Raw genomic sequence first — 24605 nt, 5'->3', positions numbered from 1 at the left:
TATCTAGCTGGCATACAATACGCTATTACAGTCGTTTTAGTAGTGTATTACTTAAATGCTATTACTCTTTCATCTATTTGAGCTACCATATCGATAGCTTCAAATATCTTACCGATTATGCATTTGTAGAGACCTTTCTTTACACGCCATGAAGTTTGATTCCTTTCCATCTCTACTACCTATCTTTGCAACCTCAAAAATTGCCTAAGTTATGAGTACCAATGTACGTGTAAGATTTGCTCCTAGTCCAACTGGACCTTTACATATAGGTGGTGTACGCACTGCCCTATTCAACTATTTGTTTGCTAAAAAACATAACGGAACCTTCATCCTACGTATTGAAGATACCGACCAGAATAGATATGTTGAAGGAGCCGAAGATTATATCGTTGAATCTCTTAACTGGTGCAACATCCCTTATGATGAAGGACCAGGAAAAGATGGTGGACACGGACCGTATCGTCAAAGTGAGCGCAAGGACCGTTATAAAAAATACGCCCTGCAACTCATTGAAAATGGCGCTGCCTATTACGCTTTTGACACTGCAGAAGAACTCGCAGATGCCAGAACCACTGCTGAAGCGAACAAAGAGACCTTTATCTATAACCATCACAATAGATTGCAGTTCAAAAACTCCCTAACACTTGCCGAAAGTGAGGTACAGGAAAGAATAGATCGCGGTGATGATTACGTGATACGGTTCAAACCAGAGATCAAGACGCTCTTTATGTTTGACGAGATACGTAAGGGCATTGAGATCGATACCAGCTTATTGGATGACAAAGTCTTGTTTAAAAGTGACGGTATGCCTACCTACCACCTGGCTAATATTGTAGACGATCATGAGATGGAAATCTCGCATGTGATTCGTGGAGAAGAATGGTTGCCTAGCATGGCACTACACGTTTTACTTTATGAGAGCCTAAAATGGGAAGCTCCTAAGTTTGCACATTTACCATTGATCCTTAAACCGACCGGTAAAGGAAAACTAAGCAAGCGCGACGGTGATAAAATGGGCTTTCCCGTATTCCCATTAGAATGGAATCCAGAAAACGGTGAGAAGAGCAGCGGTTATCGTGAGGATGGATACTTACCAGAAGCCGTTGTGAACATGCTGGCCTTTTTAGGTTGGAATCCTGGAACCGAACAAGAGATTTTCTCTTTGGAAGAATTAGTACAGGCGTTTTCCCTAGAACACGTCAACAATTCTGGAGCTAAGTTTGATCCAGAGAAAACCAAATGGTTCCAGCAGCAATGGTTTGTGCAGCAGGATGATGCTGTTGTGGGTGACGCTTTCGCGAAAGCGTTACAATCCAAAAACATTGAATACGGTTCTCAAGATTATGTCAACATCGTCGTTGGTCTGGTAAAAGAGCGCGCTGTGTTTGTGGAAGATCTTTTTGAACTGGCCGGATTTTTCTTTGTTGCTCCCAAAGAATTTGATGAGAAAGCCGCTTCTAAATCTTGGAAAGACGACACCTCAGCAATCATGAAAAATGTCATCGAAGTAATCAATAATACAGACGACGATAGTGCGGTAGGATTGAGTGATGCCGTAAAAGGATGGATCAAAGAACAAGAAATGGGCTTTGGCAAAGTGATGATGCCATTGCGTCTATCACTCGTGGGAAGTCTTATGGGACCTGATGTTTTTGAAATCGCAAGTCTGATAGGAAAGCAGGAAACCGTTTCTAGAATTTCCAATGCCATTGAAAAGCTTGGGTAAACTTCAGTCCTTTTTTTAATAGAAAGATTTAGAAGTAAACTCTTAGACCAGCGCTTAGGTAACCTAAATTGCCCTCAAGCTCGTTCCCTAAGGTATCTACGCTATCCAGCGCGTCGAACAAGGCGTAATGGTAATGTGCGGTAAGTCGTATGCCATTAGTTCCTGCACTAAAACCAACGACACCATTAAGATTGATAGGATTGGTTTTCTCAAATTCTTCCAGTGTTACTGGTACATCTGTGCCTACTAATTTAGAGCTATCGACATCGTCTAATTTGAACTCACCATTAAGCATCAATGCTGGACCAGCTTCAAGCGTGAAATACTCGGTTTGAAAAGGCCTAAAAGCAGCTAAAAGTTTGATTTCTGCACCTAACATGCTGGACGAAATCGTCTGGCTAGTGCCAAATTCTTCAAAATCGATATTATGATTAAAGATCCCGATGGAATACACCACATCAAAAAACCTGTTGAATTCCCCACGAGTATCAAAATAACCCGCGTAGCCTATTTGAGTTTGACTGGCAACTTGATCGCTATCTAATTGTAAAAAGGTCGCATCTGCACCTAAACCTAGACGGTTGATTTTACTAGAAAACCGTTGGGCATTGATTTGATTTAAAGCGAGAAACGCGATGATCAGGACTAAATAGGGCTTCATAAAGTGTTACTATTTGGGTAAACATAAGACTAATCATATGTATATTAACGCTAATCAAATCTAATTTCTATGGACTTATTTATTTTACCGGTCATTGTTGTCATCGGTATTTTTTTATTATTCAGCGTGTTTTTCACGGTGAAGCAGCAGACGTCTGCCATCATTGAACGTTTTGGAAGATTTACTAGCATTCGTAATTCTGGACTACAGTTAAAGGTTCCACTGATTGACAAAGTAGCCGGACGCATCAATTTGAAAATTCAGCAACTGGATGTAATTGTAGAAACCAAAACTAAGGATGACGTATTCGTTCGTTTGAAGATTTCTGTACAATTCCAGGTACGTCGCGAGAAGGTGTATGATGCCTTCTATAGATTACAAAATCCGCACGATCAAATTACAGCTTATGTATTTGACGTGGTACGTGCCGAGGTTCCTAAAATGAAACTCGATTATGTTTTTGAAAAGAAGGATGATATTGCGATTGCCGTAAAACGTGAATTGAACGAGGCCATGATGGATTATGGTTATGACATCATTAAAACGCTTGTAACAGACATTGATCCTGATGTACAGGTCAAGGCTGCTATGAACCGTATTAATGCCTCAGAACGTGAAAAAACAGCTGCAGAATATGAAGCAGAAGCAGAACGTATCAAAATCGTTGCAAAAGCTCGCGCAGAAGCAGAATCCAAACGTCTACAAGGTCAAGGTATCGCAGACCAGCGTCGCGAGATCGCTCGTGGTCTTGAAGAGTCTGTAGATGTACTGAACAATGTAGGTATCAACTCACAAGAAGCCAGTGCGCTTATCGTTGTTACCCAACATTATGATACGCTACAATCGATTGGTGAGCATACCAATTCCAATCTTATCCTATTACCCAACTCGCCACAAGCCGGTAGTGACATGTTAAACAACATGATCGCCAGCTTTACAGCAAGTGCTCGTATAGGTGAAGAAATGAAGAAAGAGAACAGCAACAAGGGAATTGAGGCAAAACCGAAACGCAAGCAGCAACCACCAGCTGAGGAATCTGGATATGATGACTAAATAAACATGGTCATTTCTTATAAACAAAAAAACCGCTGATCTCTTGATCAGCGGTTTTTGTTTTATAGTAGTTAAAAGTCCTATTTCCCAATAAGTTTATTAGTCAACTTAAGAATCAAAGCATTTTTACCTATGCTTCCCAAAGCATTTGTGACCATGGTAATAGGTGAAAAACTCCTTTTAACATCCTCAATATCCATCTTCATCTTCTCAAATTCGATCTTACGTTCAAGTTCAAGAATCTGTAAATCCCTATCAATCTGTTCAAAATTATCGTAGATCTTCAAGCTCATTCGTTGGTTTTGGAAATGGAGAAATATCGTCAATACCTACTTCTTTCTTATCGTTGAAGTAAGCGATACTTGCTCTCGTTAAAATTAGTTTTCTAAGAACTGGTTTAAGGAAAATGGCACAAAGTATCATAATACCTACATACAAGATCCCAATAATCAAATATCCTAAGGCCTGACTGTTGAGTAATACACCTAGGTACAATGCTCCAGCTACACTCATGAATAAAAGTGCTATCAATAAGAAAAATGCTAGTACAAACTTGTGAGCACCATCAATTGCAAACTTCATGCTTTTCTTAAAAAAGTCCAGCCTGTAATAAGCAATCGACGACTCAATATAAGTTTGAGCCGTCGTTGTTAAATCCTCAAAATTTTCTTTAATGCTTTTGCTCAAATCGATGGCTTATACGTTAGCTTTTACCTTGTCTACTGCTTCTTGTACAGTACCTGGCTTTTGCAATTTCGCGTTTTTTGCTCTTAATTGTTCTAGTTTGTCTTCTAGAGCAACAATAGCATCATCTGCTTTGTAACTAGCGCTAGATAAAGCACTGTCGATACGCTCGCTTACGGTTCCTTTCAATTCAGTGGCCTTGTGGGTCAAACTGTTGTAAGTCTCACGAGTTTTCTTCTCAATATCAGATTGAGTCTTCTTTGCTTGTTTCGTTAATTTTTTTCTGGTTTTCTCACCACTATCTGGTGCATATAATAAAGCTGCTACTGCTCCTATTGCAGCACCTGCTGCTAATGCTATAATTGCGTTTCCTGACTTTGCCATTTTTGTGATATTAAATTGATTAATTGTTGATTACAAAGATAAAGTAGACAAATGCGGCGTTCGTTAATGCGTCGTTAACCTTACATGCAAAAACTATTAAATCAATCCCAAAATTCAGAATTACCTAAAATTCTTGTTAAAACCCAACGGATTTTATCACAGGTTATCATCAAAAGCCTTGTACAGCAAGAGCTAGAGAATGACGGAATGAAGAACTCAACCCGTTGAAATAGTGGAATGTTTGAGCATGTATCGCTTTCGCGAAAGCGAACTCACTTTCAATAATAGCTACATTAATCAGCGTTCTCGACTTTTGCCCAAGTATCACGCAAGGTCACCGTACGATTAAACACCATATGGTCTGCAGTGGTGTCTGGATCCACACAGAAGTATCCCAAACGCTGGAACTGGACCGTTTCTCCTACTTTGAGGTTCTTCATAGCAGGTTCTGCCATTGCGGTGATCGTTTCTAGAGAATCCTTATTGACAAATTCCATGAAATCCTTTTCCTTATCGGTATCTGGTGATGGAACCGTGAATAATCGATCGTACAGGCGTACCTCTACTGGTACGGCATGTTCTTTACTTACCCAGTGTAAAGTTCCTTTCACACGGCGCATGCTGGCCTCTGTACCGCTACCACTTTTAGAATCTGGATCGTAGGTAGCATGGATTTCTGCGATGTTACCATCAGCGTCCTTGACACAGGATTCTCCCTTGATAATGTAGGCATTTTTGAGCCTGACCTCTTTACCTATGGAGAGTCTAAAATATTTCTTGTTGGCACTTTCTTTAAAGTCCTCACGCTCGATGTAGAGCACTTTGGAAAAAGGGACTTCACGGTAACCGCGAGACTCGTCTTCCTGGCTGTTTTCTGCCTCAAGCATTTCGGTCTGTCCATCTGGATAGTTAGTGATCACCAACTTTACTGGATCCAGCACACACATGACGCGATCTGCTTTTTTATTAAGGTCTTCTCGCAAATGAAACTCTAGGTGATTCATATCTACCAGGTTCTCTCTTCTAGCGATACCAACAGATTCTGCAAAGTTCTTAATGGCATCTGCCGTGTAGCCACGTCTTCTCAAACCACTAATAGTGGTCATTCTAGGGTCGTCCCATCCATTGACAACGCCTTGCTCTACGAGCTGCTGTAACTTGCGCTTGCTTGTTACCGTATGCGATACGTTGCGTCTGGCAAACTCACGCTGTTTGGGTCTTATTTTATTAGGATCTACCAATTGATCGAGAAACCAATTGTACAATTCTCTATGTGGTAAAAACTCTAGGGTACAAAAGGAATGTGTAATCTGCTCAATGTAGTCGCTCTCGCCGTGAGTCCAGTCGTACATAGGATAGATTTTCCAGTCTGTTCCCGTACGGTGATGTGCGCGGTCTACCACGCGATACATGATGGGATCCCGCATGAGCATGTTGGTGGATTTCATATCGATTTTGGCACGCAACACGTGTTCTGACTCACCATACTTGCCATTCTTCATGCCTTCAAATAGCTCCAGGTTCTCTTCTACACTACGGTTTCTATATAGGCTATCCACACCAGGTTCAGTAGGTGTTCCTTTTTGCTCTGCAATGGTGGCGCTGGATTGGGAATCTACATAGGCTTTTCCATCCTTGATAAGCTGTACCGCCCAATCATATAACTGCTGAAAGTAATCTGAAGCATAGCATAGATTGTCCCATTTGTAACCCAACCATTCCACGTCATTCTTGATGGCGTCGACAAATTTGGCTTCTTCCTTTGCAGGATTAGTATCATCAAAACGCAAATTGACCGGCTGGCCGTACTTCTCTCCTAGCCCAAAGTTGAGGCAGATGGCACTGGCATGTCCTATGTGAAGAAAACCGTTAGGTTCTGGTGGGAATCTAAACCGTATTTTTTCCTTTTCAAGGCCATTTTCTAGGTCCTCGTCAATGATGTCTTCTATAAAATTGTTGCGCTTTACCGTATCGCTCATAACCGTGACGTTTAACTTACAAAGTTAAGGATTAGCATATTGATATTGGAGCGTTTCAACCATCACTTCAGCGACTCTTTTTGAGGTCCATTTTTATGAAATGAAAGCGATGTTCGGAGAAAACTAAATCTTTTCTCGTGTGTGTTTGTTGGAGAAAAAGTTCGCTTTCGCGAAAGCGAACCACTTCTACCCTATTTCCATTCTTGTAAGGCTATTGATTCTCATTTCTTGATTCTATCTTTACCACATGCATAAAATTATCCTGAACAACGTTCGCGTTTATACAAACCACGGCTGTCTGACAGAGGAAGAACTAATAGGCAGTGAATATCGAGTAGATCTTGAAGTTACCACAGATCTTACCAAAAGCTCGCAAACAGACGACTTGAACGATACCGTGGATTATGTGTACCTCAACAAAGTCATCAAAGAAGAAATGGCGGTGCGTTCCAAACTACTGGAACACGTGGCCCAACGCATCATCAATCGAATTTTTACCGACGAAAACATGGTGAAGGAAATACAGGTAAAGGTTTCAAAACTGAATCCACCACTAGGCGGCGATGTGGAGATGGTCACCATACAAATGGAGCAATCGCGTTAGATATTTGCGGTATTTTAAAATATCTATCTCGTGCCATCACGGTACATCTATATAATTTACTACTTTTGCAGTCCCAATAATTTAGGGCGTCATGGCCGAGTGGCTAGGCAAAGGTCTGCAAAACCTTGTACAGCGGTTCGAATCCGCTTGACGCCTCTACAGAAATCCCTAGTCTTACGGCTGGGGATTTTGTTTTGTACTATCTATAAGTTTTAGGATGTCGTCCTCTTCTTCCAGCGGGATTTCTGGTTTATTGCCTTGGGAACTAGGATCAAAAACAGATTCTTGATCTGTCTTGGTTTCTGGGACTTTGGAGGCCGGTTTTTTAACCTCTTTCTTTTGTTCTAGTTCTTCCTTCATGGCGTCTTCGATCTCATTCAATTTTTCAGGATCCACGATGTCTGGCATGATATGAATACGATCTTCAAATTGCTCTGTAGTTTTTGGAAAAACGCCTTTGAATATCAATACGGCACCGCAAACCATCATAATGATGGCAATGATGCGCTTTAACCAAAAGATGCGTAATGGAGTTAGGTATCTATTTAGACTTTTGGCGAGTAAAATCTTGAAGATGTCCACAATGAAATAGACAATCAATGTCGTTGAAAAGAAGATCAAAATTCTATCACCATCACCTTCCAACTGCGGACTAAAAACCACAATCAATCCTAACCAGAAACCCAACACACCAACGTTGATAAAGTTGAGCAGAAATCCTTTCATCGCTAATTTGAAATAATTATTGTTCTGCACAATGAGAACATTGGGATCTACTTCTTTAAGATAGGATTTACGGGTTTGGGCAAAGGAGATCACGCCATAAGCAGCGAGTATACCACCACCAAATATGAATAAACTTGGGTCGTCCTTGAGTTTTTCCAATATGGAAGATGTCATGAAATAAGCCACCATCAAAAAAATGATGTCTGCGACGATAACGCCTATATCAAAGGCAAGCGCAGCCCTAAAACCTTTTATGGCGCTTGTTTCCAACAATGCAAAAAATACCGGACCTATCAGGAATGCGATAACAAATCCTAACGGTATAGCGCTAATAATATCTTCTACCATGTAGTCATAAGGCTAGACTACCAAAGGTATGCATTAGCGCTTAAAATGAAGAAAGCTATGTGTGCTTATCTATTTGATGACGATGTCACCACCAAATGTGGTCTTCTTGTTGACATTTGTAGGATTACCATACACAATGATATCACCACCAGCACGAACCACAGCATCTACTGATGCACTGGCATAAACTTCAACCTCACCACCAGCTTGTACCTTAACATCTGTAGTTTCTGATTTGAGATCTCTATTCTCTACAATACCACCAGTATTGACGACTACATTCTGCTTAATGACTTTTCCTGAAAGCTCGACAATGCCTCCAGTTACCGCACGCACATCTACCTTATTGAGATCGATACCTGCCACTACTCGCGCGCCTTCTTGAGTTCTGATTTCTACTGCGTCCTGTCCAGAAATATCTTTAACATAGATCTCTGCACCTTCATTAGCATCAATGGTTTTGATGTTAGTGTAATAAACCGTCACGTAGGTATTGTTACCATCAAATATCTTGTCTGTATCCATGCGTAGCTTGAGCAATCCATCCTTAAAAACATAGGTCACATTCTCTGAATCCTTTCCTTTTATTTCCAACTTATTGACATCAGATTTTATCAATTGAACATTGATAAGATCAAAGGCTTTAATCGTGTGAAAGTTGTCGATGTTGATTTCTCTTTCGCTTTGAGCGGTAACCGCAAATGAGATGGTTAATGCTAGTATGGCAAGTATGTTTTTCATGATAGGTGTTTTATTAAAGATGTAACTCCTGGAAAGTTGTTACAGTATACAGTGTTTAATTTTTTACAAATGCAAAATCGATAGACCATTCTGCATTGCGCACTATGGCTTTAAGTGTATCCTGCTGAATGTAATATTTGATATGTGTAGGGAACTCATTTTTAAGGTTTACCACTGTAAAACTAGAATCCGTGTAATCTTGTAAACGAAAAACAGTAGGTTCTTCATTCACACCAGTGACTTCTAGCGCCCAATTTTTAAAGTTGGCTCTATCCGATTTTCCAACCGGTTTAAGGGCAAGTCGCTCTTGAAAAACGGTATCATTTTGTGCTAAGGTATAGCCATGACCCAAGTAGATCCCAGCGTGCGTAGGCAACCACTTTTCATAAGTGATTTTTCCTTCTTCATCATTGATGCGTTGCCAGTCGCCTATGAGCCATCTAAAATTGGGAATATCTGCAGACGACTGTTTTGTATCAGATCCTTCTGGTTTACAAGCCACGAAAAATACCAGGACGAAAAGTATGTAATACCTCATATCTCAATGTCTGTAACCTTTCCAGGTGCCGCCATATCTGTAATCTGGTAACGCCTGATGGCGCTCCGTACACGACTTGCAACAAAAAATCCACTCACCACCTTTTATGATCTGGATGCGATACAAAGTAGTATGCTCTTGATGACAAGTATGGCAGGTTTTTGTTTTCAAGATTGAAATATCAAGCTACGGTAATTAAAATAGTAAAATCCATATCAACGTCATAACAATTCGTAGTTATGTAAACCTTCTTTTAATTCTTCCATTGTATAAAGCGCTTTTCGTTCTAAATGATTGAAACCATAGGCGTTTGACAGAAGAAATGCTGGAACAAATTTATCCTTTACCTTTAGAAGTAAACCAACATCAATAAGATTTGAAAATTCTTTCTTTATAACTTGAGCTTGTGGTGCTTTTGGGTTACAAATGATCTCATCATGATAACTACTGGAACCACTTTCAAACATTTTATCTATTCTACTCCTTCTAAGCCCACTTATTTTGCTTAAGATTTTATTCCATTGGGAATCAATTTTTTTTGTCTCTACAGGATCAGTAATCGAATCAGTAAAATATAGAAGTGTACGAACCCTTTTAATTTCAAGAATGCTTTGATTTTCTACGATGACTTTAGCGTGTTTGCAAGGCTCATAGGTATTTTCAAATTTCCTTATTTTGACTGTCATGGCTTCATCAGCATCGTTTTGAGAATCAGCTACTTCAGGAATACATTCTAGCTCTACGTAATAATCTTTAAACTCTATAACTATTTTGATGAACTGCGTCCAAATTCTTTCTGGATTAGAATTTTCTAGGGTATCAATAATTGCTTTCTCCTGAGGATCAAAGGTATAATTCAAAATATTTAAAAGTTCAATGGTTTAAATTCACTATCTATAAATATCCATTTTCGCTAATAAAAGCTTCTTCGCTTTCATGTAAGTTTTTCAAACTACTACTTCTCCACCTCAGCTCTTGATCCTACCATCCAGAAATCCAGGTGCTTCTTCACAAGATCTGCATTCTTGACTTTTACATAGACTTCATCACCTAGTCGGTAGGCGTTTTTAGTACGTCGACCTATTACGGCATATTCTTCTTCTACAAACTCATAAGAATCATCGTCTAGATCGCCCAGACGTATCATTCCTTCACATTTATTGGAAAGGATTTCTACATAAATTCCCCAATCAGTCACGCCAGAGATTACGCCTAAGAATTCCTCATCGGCATGATCTTTCATGAACTTGACCTGCATGTATTTGATGCTGTCGCGTTCTGCCTTTGTCGCCAGAATTTCCATCTCAGTCGAATGCTGGCATTTCTCTTCATACTGCTCTTCACTCACTGATTTCCCACCATCCAGATAATGCTGCAACAAACGATGCACCATCACATCAGGATAACGTCGTATGGGACTGGTAAAATGCGAATAGTAATCAAAGGCGAGACCGTAGTGGCCTATATTATCTGTGGAATACACGGCTTTAGACATCGTCCTGATCGCCAGTGTGTCGATCATGTTTTGTTCTTTTTGACCTTTGACATCATCCAATAATTTGTTCAAGGATGAGGTTATCGTCTTGCGATCACGCAGGTCCAGTCGGTGACCGAAACGAGTCACAAACTTTGACAACGCACCCAATTTTTCATCATTAGGCTCGTCATGAATCCTGTAAATGAAGGTTTGTTTAGGATTACGTTTTCCTATGAACGCCGCTACCTTTCTATTGGCCAGCAACATGAATTCTTCAATGAGTTTATTGGCATCTTTTGACGTCTTAAAATACACGCCAGTTGGGACCGCATTGTCATTGAGCTCAAATTTGACTTCCGTTTTATCAAAACTTAACGCTCCATCACGCATGCGCTGCTTACGCATTTTCTTTGCGATAGAATCTAGGGTTAAAGTCGCATCAACGATTTCAGGTTTGATGGCAGTTCGCTTTCGCGAAAGCGATATATCCTCAGGTATTTCTCCTTTACCAGTTTCAATGATGTGCTGCGCTTCTTCATAAGCAAATCGCTGGTCTGAATGGATGATCGTACGACCGAACCATTCTTTATACACCTTGCCATTATCGTCCATGATAAACACGGCCGAAAACGTCAATTTATCCTCATGCGGATTCAACGAACAAACGCCATTTGAGAGTACCTCTGGCAACATGGGCACCACACGATCTACCAGATAAACCGATGTAGCACGATCATAAGCCTCATGGTCCAGAACACTGTCCTGCTCCACATAGTGCGATACGTCTGCAATGTGAATTCCTATCTCGTACTTACCGTCTTCCATTCGTTTGAAGGAAAGGGCATCGTCAAAATCCTTTGCATCTGCTGGGTCAATCGTATATGTGAGTGTATCACGCATATCGCGACGCTTGGAAGTTTCTTGCTCAGATATGGAAGTATCCAGTTTTTCTGCATATTTCTCTACTTCTGGTGGGAATTCATACGGCAAACCATATTGTGCTAGGATGGCGTGGATCTCTGTGTCGTGCTCGCCTGGATCACCTAGAATGGATTTGACTTTTCCTGTTGGTGAGTCTTGTTTATCGTTCCAGTCCAGAAATTCTACCAGGACTACTTGACCGTCTTTGGCACCGTTGATATACTTTTTGGGTACGAAGAAATCGGTTTGGATTTTATGGTCCGTAACGTTGACAAAAGCAAACTTTTCATGGATTTGAATGGTACCTACAAACTCAGTTTTGGCACGTTTTATAATTCTGGTAATCTCACCTTCTGGTTGTTGACCGCGACGTCTATGGTAAACAAAGACTTCTACTTCATCACCGTTAAGTGCTTGTCCCAACGACTTGCGTGGTACCATGATATCTTCCTGTAGCTCGTTGGTAATGACATAGCCAGTACCTCTAGAACTCACATCAATCTTACCGGTATAGTGATCAATGGCCTTGATAAGCTTGAACTTACCGCGGTCGATTTCTTCAATCTTACCTTTTGACTTGAGTTGGTGTAATTTCTTTATGACTTGATTGCGTGTGCTGCTATCTGTAATTCCCAGCCTTGAGCAAATCTGCTTGTAGTTATAGGTAGTGTTCTCATCAGACTTTAAAACGTTGATGATGGACTGCGTAAGATTTTGAAACTTAGTCTTACCGCTTTTTTTCTTCTTCTTGTTATTCATACGATAGCAAAGTTAACCTATTCAAACTGGCATAGTTAATAAGAAGATATTAAAGCATTTTGGTAAAGTATTGTTGACCTTTAATTAACTTTATTTTAGGAAATTATCTTAAATTTGTTAAGCTTTTGTTTAAAGTTTTAAAGGCGAGCATTGACGATGAAGACCAAGAATCTATTTACCGTATCTAATTTAGCGATACTCTTATTTGTTTCCATTTGGATTCTAGGAATACTCGCGTTCTATTTTGTAAGCCTCAAATCTATCTAAACACTCAACCATTATTCAATACGATACAGTCTCCTTATCAAGGGGACTTTTTTGTTTTCAACATTTATATATATCATATTTTCTTTTTCTAATTTTTAAAAATAAAAATGATGATGATGATGTAATGTGGATAGCGGTATAAGTTTATGCCTTAATTTTTGCTTTAGTCTTTCACATGACTTTATGAGCAGTTATACACAGTTTATAAGAATCATACACTTATAATTTTCAGTAGATTACTCATTTTCATCCACAGTTGTCAATAACTGCTATTCACGGTTTATTGTTTACAAATCTGAAAAAATATCTTTGTTAACTACGATCATTTTACCGCTGAAAACTCACTAGAAAAAACCAAGGTTATCTTAAGGTTATCTGGATGTAAATTTTCATATGTTTTTTTAATTGGATAAAGCAAGAACTTTCTTTTAGTTTTTCTTAACAAGTAATGCAAGGGTTGTTGCATCCTGTTAATCATTCGTTGTTAATAACTGTAAAACGTTGGCCAGCCCTTATTTTTGTGGTTTAAAATGAACAAGACATGAATATATCCATAGGTAACGATCACGCAGGACCAGACTATAAAAAGGCTATTGTCGCATTTCTTGAAGAAAAAGGCCATGTGGTAACAAATCACGGTACAGATTCATCAGACAGTGTGGATTATCCAGACTTTGCACATCCAGTAGCAAAAGATATTGTTAACGGTAAGGCAGATCTTGCTGTAGTTATTTGCGGTAGTGCGCAAGGTGTATCCATGACAGTGAATAAGTACGCAGAAGTACGTGGCGCGGTATGCTGGTCTAAGGAAATAGCATTTCTAGCCAGACAACATAATGATGCTAACATCATTTGTATTCCTGCGCGATTTACTTCCATACCACAAGCAGTTGGCCTGGTAGAAACCTTTATCAACACACCTTTTGAAAGTGGAAGACACGATCGTCGTGTCAAAAAAATAAGTTGTTAATATCATGAAGCGAAGTGATCTGGAGCAACAATACAAGGAGTTGGGCAACCAGCTCCCATTGCAGTATCCAAACCTTAACTTCAAAAACCATTGCTACTGGCGCATCGCGCTAGATCAAGCAGTAGGTGACCAATGGAACCAGCATATTTCCAGTCCAGCGTATAAAAATTTGAGTGATCAACAATTGGAAGATGTGGTAAGTCATTTGAAAAGCTATGAGCAGGATGAGAAGCTGCTTGACCAGCATAATCGCGCCAGTTTAAAATGGCGTGGAAAATTATAGATCTTGACATGCTCGTCTAGCATAGAAAATAGACACACCACACTTTATAAATGAAAATCGCCGCTACCGCGGCTGCCAAAGATGAAAAAAGAAGCCTCCATCATTATACATCAGCTGCGTACGGCTGTACATCCGGAAAAAAAACTCATGGAAATCTGGCGAGAATTGGAGCTCTACGAGGATGATGAGAAAGAGGAAACTCTAGCCGATCTGGACACGAAACGCCAAGAATTCATGGCGCAGGGCGATGAGGAATTTGGCAATATGCTAGAAAAGATCATCACTGATATTAGGATAGGCATCAAGCCGCCGCAGCCTAAAAACGTTCCAAAACGCTTCTAGACATGGACATATCCATTAAATCTTTTGACCAACTCAACACCACAGAATTGTACGATCTCTTGCGATTGCGCAGCGAGGTTTTTGTGGTAGAACAAGACTGTGTCTATCAGGATGTGGATGGAAAGGATCAAAAAGCCATGCACATCTTGGGTCATGAAGGCGACCAGCTTGCTGCGTACACGCGCGTTTTTAAGGCAGGCGATTATTTTGATATGGCGAGTATAGGTCGTGTGGTGGTGAGCCCACAACATCGACGCAAGGACTATGGCAAAGAGATTATGAAGGCTAGTATGGAGTTCGCTTTCCTGCCTGACCGGCAGGCAGGCGCGAAAGCGAAACAGCCCATAAAGATATCTGCACAGGTCTATCTCAAGAAATTCTATGAAGATTTAGGCTTTGAAGAAACTGGGAAAAGATACCTGGAAGACGGCATCCCACACATGGAAATGGTTGCAAATCCTGAGTAGTTTTGATACCAGTATAATTACTTTTCTAAGGTTCGCACACTACAATCCTGTTGATTTACTTCCATTTCAATGGTGAGATGTTCAAAGTCATAAGCGTCCAGAGAGTCTAAAATCTTTTTCTTCACGCCTGACATCTGCTCTAGCGTTTCCACGTTTTCTAGAATCACGTGTGTGCTAAAAACGTGATGCTGCCCATCTTGCGACCAGATATGCGTATGGTGTAAGGAGCATACATGATCAAGACCAAGCAACCCAGATTTTATTTGTTCCAGATCCACATCCAGTGGTATTCCTTGTAGAAAGAGGTATACCGTTTCTCGCAGTCTTTTAAAGGCATTGAACAAGATATAGGCCGTGATTAACAAGGATAAAACAGGATCTATGTATTGATTTTCATAGAAATAAAGAACGATTGCTGCTATGAGTACCGCAGCCCAACCCAGCACATCCTCGATCATGTGCCATGACATAACTTTCTCATTCATGGATCTACCGTGAGTCAATTTATAAGCTGCATATCCATTGACGACAACTCCTATTAAGGCAAAAATGATCATCCCTTGGGCATCACTAGGTTCTGGATTTCGCAGTCGTTTGACAGCTTCATAGATCACATAAGCGCTACCTATAATCAGTACTACACCATTGATTAAAGCTCCTAAAAGGGACAATCTGCGATATCCATAACTGAATTTTTGGTCAGATTTCTTCTCGCTTTTATGTTGTAGATACCAACTGCTGCCCAGCGATAGGGTATCGCCCAGATCGTGAACCGCATCACTTACTATAGCGATGCTATTGGTATAAATACCACCAATAATTTCTAAAATGGTAAACCCTAAATTGAGGAAAAAAGCAAAGCGTATGTTGCGGGTAGAACTGTGATCGTGCGAGTGGTTGTGACCCATTGCTTAAAGGTAACATTTGTACGCAAAATGGATTCTAAACTTAATTTAAGTTTTGCTTATGGGATAATATTTCCCTTTCAACCAAAACGAAAATCTTACCAATAAAATTAGCGCAGGAACCTCTACTAAAGGTCCTATCACGCCTGTAAATGCCTGCCCAGAGTTGATCCCAAAAACGGCAATCGCTACAGCAATAGCCAGCTCAAAATTATTGCCTGCTGCGGTAAAGGAAATGGCAGCATTTTCATCATAAGTAGCGCCGTTCCATTTACTCACAAAAAAGCCAATCAGGAACATGATCGCAAAGTAGATCATCAATGGTATAGCAATCAACAACACATCAAACGGAATTTCTACCATCATTTTTCCCTTCAAGGAGAACATCACAATGATGGTAAACAACAAAGCGATAAGTGTGATAGGACTAATAAATGGCAGGAATTTCTCCTCATACCAGGTTTTTGAAAATGCGGGCACCAAAATTAATCGGCTTAAAAAACCTAATGCAAAAGGTATCCCTAGATAAATGAGAACGCTCATGGCGATGGTAGAAAGTTCAATATCTACAATCGCTCCTTCCATTCCAAAATAGGGTGGCAACACCGTTATGAACAACCAGGCATAAAAGGAATAAGCAAACACCTGAAAAATACTGTTGAGCGCCACCAGCGCAGCGCCATATTCCTTGTTGCCATCTGCAAGATCGTTCCAGACGAGCACCATAGCAATGCAACGTGCTAGGCCTATCAGGATCAAGCCTATCAAGTATTCTGGGTGATCTTGAAGGAAGATCATCGAGAGAATAAACATCAAGACCGGACCTACAACCCAGTTGAGCACTAGAGATATGCCGAGTATTTTTAAGTTGGTAAACACCTTAGGAAGCAGTGCATAATTCACTTTTGCCAATGGTGGATACATCATCAATATTAAACCTATGGCAATTGGAATATTGGTCATTCCATAGGTGAACCGGTCTATAGATGCCTCGATTTCTGGAATGATATTGCCCAGTAGGACGCCTATTACCATCGCGACAAAGATCCACAGTGTCAAATACCTACTTAAAAAGTCCAACTTTTTTAATTGCGCCATTTCTTATTTGATCTGAGAGAAGACGTATTTCATTTCGGTAGCGATTTGAAGACTGCGTTCCAAATAGGTTTCCTTTTGATGATCCGTTCCATCAGAAACTTTAGGGTCTTCATAGGTAAGTGCGATGCGCTTGTCAGTTCCAGGGATGAATGGGCAATCTTCATCGGCTTGTGAGCAGGTCATGATGGCTGCAAAATCTTCGGTGGGATTACTTTCATCATCGTACGCCTTTGAAAAAAGGTATAAAGCATCGTCCTCGCCATAGGCCACTTCGTATAAAGGATTCTCAGATTCGTCCACCATGGTAACCTTAAAGTGCTGAGACTCGAGCGTCTCAATAATCATAGGGAAAACGGCGGTAGTTTCGGTGCCTCCAGAGAAGGTAAGCACCTCTGGAATTTTATAATATGAAGCCATGACTTGAGCCCAGACTTGTCCCAAATGACTGCGTCTGGAGTTGTGGGTGCAGATAAAATTGAGGTTGATAGGCTTATCTTCCTTCTGTTGATAGATCATGTAGGCAGCCAGTTGGTCTAGAACCTCTTTACGATTTTCTGAAACTGTACTCGCATCAATCTGATCGATATACTGTTTTAATGTTGGAAACATAGGTAGGGTCTTAGCAACAACCAGAACCTGGTGCGCAGGAGTTGGCTTGTAATTCAGAAAATTTGATTTTTGATTTTTCACTTTGGCTTTGCTCGGTGACCGTGGTTTTTGGATTTGGAATTCCGCAGGCATCCTCGGCAAGGCAAGCTGTTTGTTTGTTGGTAAGAATAAAATGACCTTCTTTAAACTCAAGACCGTATTTGCCTATGGTACCAGCTTGATATTCTACTTCTATTTCGGCATCTGGTAGGTTCAAACGCTCTTTTGACAATGCTACAATTTGAGCCAGCTTTTCTGGGTGTAATCTGTGATCATAATCATTAGCGTTCCATAATTGGAAATTCACCACCGTTTCCTCACGTTCCTTGCCACCACAATCGATAAAATGACGGTGCACTTTACCAACTTCGGTTACATGAAAATGGCCAGGAACTTCTGTTCCATCTTCCATCTGAAAGCTGATGCGGTTGAGATTACTGAGTTGTTCTGTAAATTGGGATAGTTTCATAGTTTTTTTCTTTAACAACAATTAATAGAGCAATGCTCGATACTTAATAATTGGGACTCCAGCTGACTTTTTAAATCGTTCCAGCGTTCCATATTCATGCAATAACAAGTGCTGGTACCTTCTACGCTTCCTTTAATGATGCCTATTTCCTTAAGTGCCTTGAGGTGTTGCGAGATGGTAGCTTGAGCAAGATCAATCTCATCCACAAGATCTCCACAAACGCAGGTCTGCCTACTTAACAAATGCTGAATGATAGCTACACGAGCTGGATGTGATATCGCTTTCGCGAAAGCGGCCACCTCATTAAGCTCTTTAGAGAAAATGGATGTTTTGGTAGTTCCCATATTGATCGTAATATTACGATGAATAATTCTAAAAAAAGGGTTTTAGTCCACTTTTGTGATGTACAGTTCTACGCGACGGTCGTCCTTATCGCTGCCGCCTAAAGGTTTTGTGCGGCCATAACCCGCAAATGACATGCGACTGGGATCGACTCCATATTCTGATAGAATGTTGTAAATCAATTTTGCCCTGGCATATGACAAGTCTGATCTCATGGTGTTGCGATCCAGTGCGTCATCAAACATGGGATTGATGCAGCACACATGGCCACGTATCTCAAAATGGATGTTGGGACGCGCCACAAGTATCTCAATCACTCGCTTCATCAACGGGATGGATTCTGGGTTCAATGTGGATCTACCTCTCAAGAAATGAATGTCTTTAAGAATGATGACCTCGTCAGTCTCAATGTTCTTGCGTAATAATGACCTAAAAGGTTCTTCCCTACCATTCACTGGCGGACTTATACTGGTGGGAACCTCAATGTATTCTTCCAGATCGTCAATAGTGATCAAGTCAGCACTACTCTTTTTCTTGCGCACTTGATAAATGACTTTTTCCTCATATTCATCAATCACGGCTTTTTGATCTGGTGTGAGTTGGCTTTTTTGAAGGGTACGCATGGCAAGTCTACTGGCTGCAGGCTCTTGAAGTGTAAAAGTTACATCTACTCGCCTGTTGCGAGCTCTGGTCTGGATGATTTCCATGCGATTGCTGGCATCTGCCAGTGCTATCTCACCTTTTCCAGCTACCTGCTTGTAGATGTTCATCATGTTGATGTCGTGATCCAGCAGCCACATGGCTACGGTTTCTACCCTATTTTCTGATAGCTTTTGATTGTATTCAAGTGTGCCGCGATCGTCACAATAGCCTAAAATCTCTACCTCTAGAATAGGCAGGTAGATCAAATCATTGAAAAAGGATTCGAATGCTTGAAGCTCGCTGCTCTTGAAATCATATTTGTCAAGATCAAAATAAATGCTGTGCTGCACGGTGAGTTGAGCCGCAGTGGTTGCCACAAAACATATGGTAAATAGATATGTGGCAAGGTGTTTCATTAGCTCAAAATCTTGCGATATCTGGTCTCGTCATTCAATACTTTAATGGCCTCTTGAATCTCTGGACTAAATTTCAACTGGTAGTTGTATAGACCTTCACGATAGAAATAGCGCTTCACGATTTCATCGGTAAGAAGGGACATGAGCTCTTCTTTTTTGTCACGCATGTCTTTCTTTTTGGTGTTTTGAATGGCCTGCATCATGCCTTTATAACTGGTGGCGATGTCGTCGTCAAGTTCTTCATTGACTGCGGTTTTGTACGCTTTCGCGAAAGCGGACTCCGTAACCGTCTCAAAGTCAAACCCACGAGCTTCTACCCAAGTGATAAAATCGTTGAAATCTGCATCAGTAAGTTGGATCTTTTCAAGATCGTCGTATTGATGAGCGTAGTAATACTGTGTGGCATAGTCAAAAATGGCATTTTCACGCAGTAAGGATGTGGTAATAGGAGAATAAGCGGCACTTGCCAATTTGATATCTGGATCCACGCCACCACCATCATAAACGGTACGACCGCTGTTGACCGTTTTAAAAGCCTTGTAGTCTTCCTTTTTAGTTCTTACGGCATTGCCTTCTGCATCGCGGTTCCAGTAATCCAAAGCCTGTATGCAACGACCGCTGGGCGTATAGTATCTAGAAATGGTAATTTTTACTTGCGTTCCATAACTCAATTCTTTGGGACGCTGGACAAGACCTTTTCCAAAACTGCGCGCACCTATCACCACTCCACGATCATAATCCTGGACGCTACCACTCACGATCTCACTGGCACTCGCACTGCGGCCATTGATCAAAACGGCTAGCGGTATGTCTGCATCAAAGGCGTTGCGTTTTGTGAGGTACGTCCTGTTGAATTTTTCTATACTGGATTGCGTGCTGGTGATGAGCTTGTCCTTTTCAATAAAAAGGTTGGAAACATTGACTGCTTCGCTCAGCAAGCCGCCTGGATTACCTCTTAAGTCCAGGATAATTTTAGTCGCGCCTTGTTCCTTAAGCTGTTTGATGGCTTCTTTAGTCTCTCTGGAAGCTTTTTCGTTGAATTTAGAAAGTACGACATAGCCTATGCTAGGTGTAGCCATCTCAAAAAATGGCACTGCTTTTATTTCTACCGCAGCCCTTTTGAGCGTGGCCTTCATCTCCTTGCCTTGTCTTAAATAAGTTACTTCCACTTGAGTATCTGCAGATCCTTCCAGCAATTGGCCTGCGTTCTCGTCATAATCCGAAACCTTGACGCCGTCAATGACGATGATTTCGTCACCAGCTTTAAGACCAGCTTTATCTGCTGGATAATCTTTCCAGGGCTCCACTATAATGAGTTTGTCTGCTCTGGAACTCACATTAGCACCTATACCGGTAAACTCGCCACGCGAATTGATCTTGGCACGTTCAACTTCTTGCTCTGTCCAGAAAGTGGTGTACGGATCTAGATCTGATAACATTCCTTCTATCGCGTTATCCATGAGTTGCGCAGGATTGGTTTCATCTACATAGTTCATGTTGAGCTGCTTATACATCTCTGTAAAGATTTCGATCTGCTTGGCGATTTCAAAAAAGTCATTTTTGAAACTGGCTAATGATAGAAAAAATACAGCCCCTAAAACCGGAACCAGAATTTGTCTTTTGATCTTATGAAAAGTAGATGCCATAAAGGATTGTGTGCTAAAATGTTATACTAATATACTCAAAACGAGCTTACACTAATTTTAGTGCAATTATGATTCCGTAGTTGTGGAGGTATGGGATTTATGCAATTGCTTGATAATTCCCTGCAAAAGCTGCTTGACATGGTCCTGATCTGAAAGTTTGTGGGATTGATAGATCCACATAAAATGGAAGTGCCTGTCTTCTAACTGAGGTAAATTGTGCTGCTCCAAACGGTACGCTTCCCGCAGCAGTCGTTTTACTCTATTGCGGTCCACGGCATGCTTGAAGAATCGCTTAGGCACACTGAAACCCGATCTATGTACACCAGGTTCTTCTTTTACGGCATATTTAAGCAACAGCGCACCTTTCCTGATGGTTGTACCTTGAGCAAAAAGCTCTGTAATGGCTTTTTTGCTTTTTAGTTTTTTGTCTTTGCCTAGTGTGTAGCGCATGCCGCAAAGATACTGGAGGCATTTTTGAAACCAGCAATAAAAAAAAGGCGCCCCAGTCGAGACGCCTATTCCATAATAAATTAAATGCGTTTAATTATTCTGCATCAGTGTGAACACTTGGTACTTGTTGTTTTCTCTGTCAACATCTGCCATCATATTCTTAGGGTCGATAGTTACATTACTAATGTCTTTTTTGCTCAATCCACTTAATTGAAGTTCATAAGTTGGGTAAGCCCAAGCCCAATCTGCTGCCACAGTCCAGTCTGCAGGCACTTTTTTCTGATTGTACATGAATTCCAGTGGTACATAGTACATTTTGCTGGTGCCATCATTCATGGTCACTTGAATGTCCAGCGGCATGGGCATAAGACCCTTTCGCGAAAGCGATACAGTAGCCACTCCATTTATATCTTGCAAATCATCAATCGCATAGTCAATGGTATTGGTTGTCTGAGTAAAGTCAATGAGATACCAATCCAATTCAAAGCCGCTTACACGCTCTGCAACGCGTTTGAAATCATTAGGATTAGGGTGCTTAAATTTCCAGGTGTTGAAATACTCTTTGATGATCTGGTCACGGACGTCCTCGCCCACAATATAACCTAGTTGTGACATGAAAACCGCACCTTTGGAATACGCTGTTGTTCCATATGCGGCGTTGCGAGCATAACGGTCTGCATGAGTGGTTTGTGGCTGCTCAATTCCAGAATTTGCGAGTCTGATGTAACCACTGTAGGATCCTGCATTAGGATTTTCCTTGTTCTCATTATAGATCTCATCCATCGCGAGACTGGAGATATAGGTGGTAAAGCCTTCATCCATCCATTCATGTTTTGCCTCGTTAGTAGCTAGGATATGGTTGAACCAAGAGTGTGCGAACTCATGTGCGGTAACGCCGGCAAGGCTGCCGTAGCTGCGCTCGCCTGTAATTAACGTTGCCATGGCATATTCCATACCACCATCACCACCTTGAATCACAGAATATTGTTTGTAAGGATACAACCCTACATTTTCATTATAGAACTCCAACATCTTGTTGGTATCTGGCTGTAGTTTTTTCCAGTTGGCCTTGATCGCCTCGTTGTCTTTGTAAAAGAAGTGAAGGTCGACTCCATTTGCTCCTTTGTAGATATCATGTATGTAATCAGGATCTGCGCCCCAGGCGAAATCATGTACCATAGGCGCCTTGAAGTGCCAGGTCAATTTACCATCCTTACCTTCTGCAGGGCCAGAATTAGGGCGATCATAACCATGTCCTATTTCTTTAGGGTTTTGGAGGTAGCCTGTACCACCAACTGTGTAATCCTTATCGATAGTGAGTTTTACATCAAAATCTCCCCAAACGCCATGAAATTCACGACCTACATACGGCGTTGCATTCCATCCATCACGATCAAACTCCGCTATCTTCGGGAACCATTGTGTCATGGAAAGTGACACACCTTCTGCATTATTACGACCGCTGCGGCGTATTTGTACGGGTACCTGACCGTTAAAATCCAGTTCAAATGTGGTGGATTGTCCGGGCTTCAAAGCTTTGGCGAGCGGTACAATAAGAATGGTACCTTCTTCCATTGGGTTTAGCGGTACGCCATCCTGCATCATGTTTTTCACGTGTAATTGTCCTTGCTCGTTAGGTTGTAAACCTGCAATTCTAGAACCTACACGACGATCTGGATCTGCAATGGTGCGGGAACGCACGTCCATCTGGCTGCCTGGCTGGAACGCGTTGAAGAACAAGTGGTAATACACACGGTCCAAAGTTTCAGGTGAGTTGTTGGTATACACCAATTTTTGCTTACCGGTATATTGATAATTGTCAACATTCATATCCACATCCATGGTGTAGTCAACATGTTGTTGCCAGTAACCAGGTACAGAAGAGTCTGTTGTATTTGTAGGTTTGGTGTTTTGGGTAGAGCTACAGCTGGCTAGAAAAACACCAACGGTGAGCATTAAAAAAATCCTTTTCATGTATAATTTTTAGTAAGAGATAAAGATACAAATTTGAAAGCACTGTTTTAAGGCACAAAAGATACGCACTATTTAGTGGGCGTTCCCTACGGTCAGGCTTTACGCTGCCATCTTTTTGAGCCCAAATGCAACACTGCAGAGGCTCAAAAAGGATGTACGCTTCAATCCTTAACGCGTAACTATGTTTCAAACATTTTATTGCTATTCTATCGTTACTGCGGTTTGACGGCTTGAAAATCAAAATGATATCTGAAAACCAAGATTTGTTTAAGTAGGCTCATAAGCTAAGAGCATCGTTTAATGCGAAAAGTATGAGCAAAAAAAAGACCCTAGCGATTGCTAAGGTCTTTGTTGTGGGCCCACCTGGGCTCGAACCAGGGACTTTCTGATTATGAGTCAGATACTCTAACCAGCTGAGTTATAGGCCCTCAAAATATCGCAGCGCGATATACTGATTTAAAAGTCTGCAAATTTACACTATCCGCTCGTTTCACCAAACTATTCATTGATTTCCTGACATAGTTCTACCAGTACTCCATTAGTCCCTTTAGGATGCAAAAAGGCAACGAGTTTATTGTCAGCTCCTTTTTTGGGCTCTTTGTTTAGTATGGTAAAGCCTTCATTTTCCAGTCGCGTCAACTCTTTTTTAATATCCTCTACCGCAAAGGCGACGTGATGAATGCCTTCACCTCGCTTTTCTATGAACTTTGCAATCGCGCTTTCAGGATCTGTGGCGGCTAGTAGCTCTATCTTGTTCTCACCAGCTTTGAAAAAACTGGTGATCACATTTTCGGTTTTGACTTCTTCCATTTTATAGGATGCGGTTCCCAGCAGCTTTTCGTATAGATTATTGGAAGCTTCTAAATCCTTGACGGCAATTCCTAGGTGTTCAATTTTTCCCAGCATGGTATTGTTTTCATCAAAAATAATGATTTCAGAAATTGGCAGCTCTTGATTTGTCCTTGATGGAGTCCACAATACTCAATGTTCAACCTATGAACTTTAAATGGTAATTAAAACATCAAACCTGCGTTAGGGACAGTAGCGTAAATCCTTTTCCGGCCTTCTTCATAGTCAAGCTGGGC

At 41.0% G+C, this 24605-nt stretch carries 27 protein-coding genes and 2 tRNA genes; 8 read left to right on the top strand and 21 right to left on the bottom strand.

The features are described from left to right. The first annotated feature begins 211 nt into the window (after nt 1–211). Nucleotides 212–1726: a glutamate--tRNA ligase gene (gene gltX / locus BST86_RS12070; RefSeq protein WP_105983462.1), complete on the top strand. Its 1515-nt coding sequence runs from the start codon at nt 212–214 to the stop codon at nt 1724–1726. 28 nt (nt 1727–1754) lie between these two features. Here the strand turns inward: gltX and BST86_RS12065 are convergent, their stop codons facing one another. Continuing rightward, on the bottom strand, nt 1755–2387 hold the full coding sequence (locus BST86_RS12065) for a hypothetical protein (protein ID WP_105983461.1): 633 nt from the start codon (nt 2385–2387) through the stop codon (nt 1755–1757). A gap of 69 nt (nt 2388–2456) precedes the next feature. On the opposite strand from BST86_RS12065, the gene BST86_RS12060 reads away from it, so the two are divergent. Then, nucleotides 2457–3440 carry an SPFH domain-containing protein gene (locus BST86_RS12060; RefSeq protein ID WP_055411469.1) on the top strand — a complete coding sequence of 328 codons (984 nt, stop codon included), beginning with the start codon at nt 2457–2459 and terminating at the stop codon, nt 3438–3440. A gap of 80 nt (nt 3441–3520) precedes the next feature. Here the strand turns inward: BST86_RS12060 and BST86_RS12055 are convergent, their stop codons facing one another. The 4 genes from BST86_RS12055 to BST86_RS12040 all read right to left on the bottom strand — a co-directional run bounded on the left by BST86_RS12055 (nt 3521) and on the right by BST86_RS12040 (nt 6487). Continuing rightward, a complete protein-coding gene (locus BST86_RS12055; RefSeq protein ID WP_242446525.1) occupies nt 3521–3733 on the bottom strand; it encodes a DUF6327 family protein in 213 nt (70 codons plus the stop codon). Next, entirely contained in the window at nt 3711–4127 is a 417-nt protein-coding gene (locus tag BST86_RS12050) for a phage holin family protein (protein WP_055411467.1), read from the bottom strand. Before BST86_RS12050 ends, BST86_RS12055 begins: the two co-directional genes overlap by 23 nt. 9 nt (nt 4128–4136) lie before the next feature. Beyond that, nucleotides 4137–4508, bottom strand: a complete 372-nt coding sequence (locus BST86_RS12045; RefSeq protein ID WP_105983460.1) for a YtxH domain-containing protein — start codon at nt 4506–4508, stop codon at nt 4137–4139. 293 nt (nt 4509–4801) lie between these two features. Continuing rightward, nucleotides 4802–6487: a glutamine--tRNA ligase/YqeY domain fusion protein gene (locus BST86_RS12040; RefSeq protein ID WP_105983459.1), complete on the bottom strand. Its 1686-nt coding sequence runs from the start codon at nt 6485–6487 to the stop codon at nt 4802–4804. A 247-nt stretch (nt 6488–6734) separates the two neighbouring features. On the opposite strand from BST86_RS12040, the gene folB reads away from it, so the two are divergent. Further along, nucleotides 6735–7091 carry a dihydroneopterin aldolase gene (folB, locus tag BST86_RS12035; RefSeq protein ID WP_105983458.1) on the top strand — a complete coding sequence of 119 codons (357 nt, stop codon included), beginning with the start codon at nt 6735–6737 and terminating at the stop codon, nt 7089–7091. 85 nt (nt 7092–7176) lie between these two features. Next, a tRNA-Cys gene (locus BST86_RS12030) sits at nt 7177–7247 on the top strand. A gap of 18 nt (nt 7248–7265) precedes the next feature. Here the strand turns inward: BST86_RS12030 and BST86_RS12025 are convergent. From BST86_RS12025 to rnr, 5 genes are all read right to left on the bottom strand, one after another. Then, nucleotides 7266–8165, bottom strand: coding sequence for a LysE family translocator (locus BST86_RS12025; protein ID WP_105983457.1), 900 nt, complete (start codon nt 8163–8165; stop codon nt 7266–7268). Nucleotides 8166–8234: 69 nt separating this feature from the next. Further along, nucleotides 8235–8906, bottom strand: a complete 672-nt coding sequence (locus tag BST86_RS12020) for a head GIN domain-containing protein (RefSeq protein WP_105983456.1) — start codon at nt 8904–8906, stop codon at nt 8235–8237. A 55-nt stretch (nt 8907–8961) separates the two neighbouring features. Beyond that, complete coding sequence (locus BST86_RS12015) at nt 8962–9444, bottom strand: DUF6265 family protein (protein ID WP_105983455.1); 483 nt, start codon at nt 9442–9444, stop codon at nt 8962–8964. 221 nt (nt 9445–9665) lie between these two features. Continuing rightward, the gene (locus tag BST86_RS12010; RefSeq protein ID WP_105983454.1) at nt 9666–10304 is read right to left on the bottom strand and encodes a hypothetical protein; all 639 of its coding nucleotides are present in this window, start codon (nt 10302–10304) and stop codon (nt 9666–9668) included. Between the two features lie 95 nt (nt 10305–10399). Continuing rightward, entirely contained in the window at nt 10400–12601 is a 2202-nt protein-coding gene (gene rnr, locus BST86_RS12005; RefSeq protein ID WP_105983453.1) for a ribonuclease R, read from the bottom strand. A gap of 808 nt (nt 12602–13409) precedes the next feature. Between rnr and rpiB the strand changes: the two genes are divergently transcribed. The 4 genes from rpiB (at nt 13410) to BST86_RS11985 (ending at nt 14930) form a co-directional block, all read left to right on the top strand. Beyond that, nucleotides 13410–13838: a ribose 5-phosphate isomerase B gene (rpiB, locus tag BST86_RS12000; RefSeq protein WP_105983452.1), complete on the top strand. Its 429-nt coding sequence runs from the start codon at nt 13410–13412 to the stop codon at nt 13836–13838. A 4-nt stretch (nt 13839–13842) separates the two neighbouring features. After that, nucleotides 13843–14121, top strand: a complete 279-nt coding sequence (locus BST86_RS11995; protein WP_105983451.1) for an acetyltransferase — start codon at nt 13843–13845, stop codon at nt 14119–14121. A gap of 147 nt (nt 14122–14268) precedes the next feature. Next, nucleotides 14269–14463, top strand: a complete 195-nt coding sequence (locus BST86_RS11990) for a hypothetical protein (protein WP_146126763.1) — start codon at nt 14269–14271, stop codon at nt 14461–14463. 2 nt (nt 14464–14465) lie between these two features. Then, nucleotides 14466–14930: a GNAT family N-acetyltransferase gene (locus tag BST86_RS11985; RefSeq protein ID WP_105983450.1), complete on the top strand. Its 465-nt coding sequence runs from the start codon at nt 14466–14468 to the stop codon at nt 14928–14930. Between the two features lie 17 nt (nt 14931–14947). Here the strand turns inward: BST86_RS11985 and BST86_RS11980 are convergent, their stop codons facing one another. From BST86_RS11980 to mce, 11 genes are all read right to left on the bottom strand, one after another. Beyond that, nucleotides 14948–15838, bottom strand: a complete 891-nt coding sequence (locus BST86_RS11980) for a cation diffusion facilitator family transporter (protein WP_105983449.1) — start codon at nt 15836–15838, stop codon at nt 14948–14950. A gap of 45 nt (nt 15839–15883) precedes the next feature. Continuing rightward, nucleotides 15884–16933, bottom strand: a complete 1050-nt coding sequence (arsB, locus tag BST86_RS11975; RefSeq protein ID WP_105983448.1) for an ACR3 family arsenite efflux transporter — start codon at nt 16931–16933, stop codon at nt 15884–15886. A gap of 3 nt (nt 16934–16936) precedes the next feature. Next, nucleotides 16937–17542 carry an arsenate-mycothiol transferase ArsC gene (locus BST86_RS11970; RefSeq protein ID WP_105983447.1) on the bottom strand — a complete coding sequence of 202 codons (606 nt, stop codon included), beginning with the start codon at nt 17540–17542 and terminating at the stop codon, nt 16937–16939. Between the two features lie 10 nt (nt 17543–17552). Next, on the bottom strand, nt 17553–18050 hold the full coding sequence (locus tag BST86_RS11965; protein WP_105983446.1) for a DUF6428 family protein: 498 nt from the start codon (nt 18048–18050) through the stop codon (nt 17553–17555). Between the two features lie 11 nt (nt 18051–18061). Then, complete coding sequence (locus BST86_RS11960) at nt 18062–18394, bottom strand: ArsR/SmtB family transcription factor (protein ID WP_105983445.1); 333 nt, start codon at nt 18392–18394, stop codon at nt 18062–18064. A 42-nt stretch (nt 18395–18436) separates the two neighbouring features. Further along, nucleotides 18437–19450, bottom strand: coding sequence for an OmpA family protein (locus BST86_RS11955; RefSeq protein WP_105983444.1), 1014 nt, complete (start codon nt 19448–19450; stop codon nt 18437–18439). Then, complete coding sequence (locus BST86_RS11950; RefSeq protein ID WP_105983443.1) at nt 19450–21096, bottom strand: S41 family peptidase; 1647 nt, start codon at nt 21094–21096, stop codon at nt 19450–19452. The genes BST86_RS11955 and BST86_RS11950 overlap by 1 nt, the downstream gene beginning before the upstream one ends. Before the next feature lie 66 nt (nt 21097–21162). Then, nucleotides 21163–21546, bottom strand: a complete 384-nt coding sequence (rnpA, locus tag BST86_RS11945) for a ribonuclease P protein component (protein ID WP_105983442.1) — start codon at nt 21544–21546, stop codon at nt 21163–21165. 90 nt (nt 21547–21636) lie between these two features. Beyond that, nucleotides 21637–23520, bottom strand: a complete 1884-nt coding sequence (locus BST86_RS11940; protein WP_105983441.1) for a M1 family metallopeptidase — start codon at nt 23518–23520, stop codon at nt 21637–21639. 354 nt (nt 23521–23874) lie between these two features. Then, a tRNA-Ile gene (locus BST86_RS11935) sits at nt 23875–23948 on the bottom strand. 70 nt (nt 23949–24018) lie between these two features. Continuing rightward, the gene (mce, locus tag BST86_RS11930; RefSeq protein WP_105984031.1) at nt 24019–24426 is read right to left on the bottom strand and encodes a methylmalonyl-CoA epimerase; all 408 of its coding nucleotides are present in this window, start codon (nt 24424–24426) and stop codon (nt 24019–24021) included. Between the last annotated feature and the right edge of the window lie 179 nt (nt 24427–24605).

This window comes from Nonlabens agnitus, assembly GCF_002994045.1.
Classification (GTDB): Bacteria; Bacteroidota; Bacteroidia; order Flavobacteriales; family Flavobacteriaceae; genus Nonlabens; species Nonlabens agnitus.
Note: the sequence above shows the minus strand (reverse complement) of the source record. Positions and strands in the feature narration are given on the sequence as shown.

Bases quoted from the DNA above. Each gene is read 5' to 3' on its own strand.
- mce (WP_105984031.1), bottom strand. From the start codon at position 24,426: ATGCTGGGAAAAATTGAACACCTAGGAATTGCCGTCAAGGATTTAGAA.
- BST86_RS12015 (WP_105983455.1), bottom strand. From the start codon at position 9,444: ATGAGGTATTACATACTTTTCGTCCTGGTATTTTTCGTGGCTTGTAAA.
- rnr (WP_105983453.1), bottom strand. From the start codon at position 12,601: ATGAATAACAAGAAGAAGAAAAAAAGCGGTAAGACTAAGTTTCAAAAT.
- rpiB (WP_105983452.1), top strand. From the start codon at position 13,410: ATGAATATATCCATAGGTAACGATCACGCAGGACCAGACTATAAAAAG.
- BST86_RS11985 (WP_105983450.1), top strand. From the start codon at position 14,466: ATGGACATATCCATTAAATCTTTTGACCAACTCAACACCACAGAATTG.
- BST86_RS11995 (WP_105983451.1), top strand. From the start codon at position 13,843: ATGAAGCGAAGTGATCTGGAGCAACAATACAAGGAGTTGGGCAACCAG.
- BST86_RS11990 (WP_146126763.1), top strand. From the start codon at position 14,269: ATGGAAATCTGGCGAGAATTGGAGCTCTACGAGGATGATGAGAAAGAG.
- BST86_RS11965 (WP_105983446.1), bottom strand. From the start codon at position 18,050: ATGAAACTATCCCAATTTACAGAACAACTCAGTAATCTCAACCGCATC.
- BST86_RS12055 (WP_242446525.1), bottom strand. From the start codon at position 3,733: ATGAGCTTGAAGATCTACGATAATTTTGAACAGATTGATAGGGATTTA.
- BST86_RS11940 (WP_105983441.1), bottom strand. From the start codon at position 23,520: ATGAAAAGGATTTTTTTAATGCTCACCGTTGGTGTTTTTCTAGCCAGC.
- BST86_RS12065 (WP_105983461.1), bottom strand. From the start codon at position 2,387: ATGAAGCCCTATTTAGTCCTGATCATCGCGTTTCTCGCTTTAAATCAA.
- BST86_RS12045 (WP_105983460.1), bottom strand. From the start codon at position 4,508: ATGGCAAAGTCAGGAAACGCAATTATAGCATTAGCAGCAGGTGCTGCA.
- BST86_RS11970 (WP_105983447.1), bottom strand. From the start codon at position 17,542: ATGTTTCCAACATTAAAACAGTATATCGATCAGATTGATGCGAGTACA.
- folB (WP_105983458.1), top strand. From the start codon at position 6,735: ATGCATAAAATTATCCTGAACAACGTTCGCGTTTATACAAACCACGGC.
- BST86_RS12040 (WP_105983459.1), bottom strand. From the start codon at position 6,487: ATGAGCGATACGGTAAAGCGCAACAATTTTATAGAAGACATCATTGAC.
- BST86_RS11980 (WP_105983449.1), bottom strand. From the start codon at position 15,838: ATGGGTCACAACCACTCGCACGATCACAGTTCTACCCGCAACATACGC.
- BST86_RS12020 (WP_105983456.1), bottom strand. From the start codon at position 8,906: ATGAAAAACATACTTGCCATACTAGCATTAACCATCTCATTTGCGGTT.
- BST86_RS12060 (WP_055411469.1), top strand. From the start codon at position 2,457: ATGGACTTATTTATTTTACCGGTCATTGTTGTCATCGGTATTTTTTTA.
- BST86_RS12025 (WP_105983457.1), bottom strand. From the start codon at position 8,165: ATGGTAGAAGATATTATTAGCGCTATACCGTTAGGATTTGTTATCGCA.
- BST86_RS11950 (WP_105983443.1), bottom strand. From the start codon at position 21,096: ATGGCATCTACTTTTCATAAGATCAAAAGACAAATTCTGGTTCCGGTT.
- BST86_RS11960 (WP_105983445.1), bottom strand. From the start codon at position 18,394: ATGGGAACTACCAAAACATCCATTTTCTCTAAAGAGCTTAATGAGGTG.
- rnpA (WP_105983442.1), bottom strand. From the start codon at position 21,546: ATGCGCTACACACTAGGCAAAGACAAAAAACTAAAAAGCAAAAAAGCC.
- gltX (WP_105983462.1), top strand. From the start codon at position 212: ATGAGTACCAATGTACGTGTAAGATTTGCTCCTAGTCCAACTGGACCT.
- arsB (WP_105983448.1), bottom strand. From the start codon at position 16,933: ATGGCGCAATTAAAAAAGTTGGACTTTTTAAGTAGGTATTTGACACTG.
- BST86_RS11955 (WP_105983444.1), bottom strand. From the start codon at position 19,450: ATGAAACACCTTGCCACATATCTATTTACCATATGTTTTGTGGCAACC.